The following is a 992-nucleotide window of genomic DNA, read 5'->3' as shown; positions in this document are numbered from 1 at the left end:
CCTATCCCATGTAATTTTATCCCTACTAACCGACGGTAACTCTATTTGAGTTTTTGGCAGTGTTGACCGCCTATCTTTAGTCCAGTATGGTGGTTTTTCGTAGTTGTACAAAACCAAAGTTAACTGTATTTTAAGATTAGCTGACGTACTGATTTCCCGAAAATCACCTGACCCCATAAATTGACCTATATCCCTATTCCCTAGTATTTCAGTTTGAGCCAATGTACTCGCAACATTTTCCGGCAAATTTCTCAAAGATGACACAAGTCTGAATCTTTCTCCACCAGCTTATACTACAGCATTAACTAATTGTTGTTATCTATTTTCTTCTATTCTTTGCAGTGCCATATATTCATCTAAACCTTGAGCGACTAAGATGATAGCTTCTTTACAGTTCTCGCTAAACTCATCCCCGAATTCCTCGGAACTGTCTTGGTTCCAAATAGTGTTTATATTTCCATCATATTTTTCTGGTAATTTCTCCCTAGCTTCCCTTCTCTGTTTTCCCAAAGACCATTCTTCACCTTTTTCTTCACCCCATTTTTCAATCGTTCCTTTACCACCAGGAACCATTTAAACAATAGACCTTGCTAGTGTTGTTGGGCTTTTTGTTAAAAACATTTTAACAACCCATCTACCGTGTTTAAATAACGTCCATGCTATTGCTTTCATAGCCATGTTAAATGACTGTTTAACGCATGAACCGAATGCTGTAGATACTTCCATAAGCATTTCAGGCCCCTTGCTTAATGCTACGTGCATAGCAGCCGCTTTATTGATAAATGCAAGACCTGCTACTGGTAAAACACCACATACTAATTTCCCAGCCATATTACCTAAAAACCCAGCCGTGGTGGTTATAAATTGTCCGGCAATATTTGGGATGTTTCTATCAATATCACTATCGCTAATATTCCCATTAAAATTCCCAAAGCTGTCCCAATTAGAGGTAATAAATCTCGCTACTTTCTCAAAGCTAAAGTTAGATAAAA

At 37.8% G+C, this 992-nt stretch carries 1 protein-coding gene and 2 pseudogenes; all 3 read right to left on the bottom strand.

The genetic code is table 11. The features are described 5' to 3' along the window. A pseudogene (locus P5683_RS25280) lies at positions 1–264 on the bottom strand (hypothetical protein); the annotation flags it as partial. 51 nt (positions 265–315) lie between these two features. Next, positions 316–573 carry a hypothetical protein gene (locus P5683_RS25275; protein WP_006625347.1) on the bottom strand — a complete coding sequence of 86 codons (258 nt, stop codon included), beginning with the start codon at positions 571–573 and terminating at the stop codon, positions 316–318. Next, a pseudogene (locus P5683_RS25270) lies at positions 574–992 on the bottom strand (hypothetical protein); the annotation flags it as partial.

The sequence above is a fragment of the Limnospira sp. PMC 1279.21 genome, from assembly GCF_032349615.1.
Classification (GTDB): domain Bacteria; phylum Cyanobacteriota; class Cyanobacteriia; order Cyanobacteriales; family Microcoleaceae; genus Limnospira; species Limnospira fusiformis.
Note: the sequence above shows the minus strand (reverse complement) of the source record. Positions and strands in the feature narration are given on the sequence as shown.

What these genes read in the sequence shown, in the direction of transcription:
- P5683_RS25275 (WP_006625347.1), bottom strand. Translation starts at nt 573, where the DNA reads ATGGTTCCTGGTGGTAAAGGAACGATTGAAAAATGGGGTGAAGAAAAA.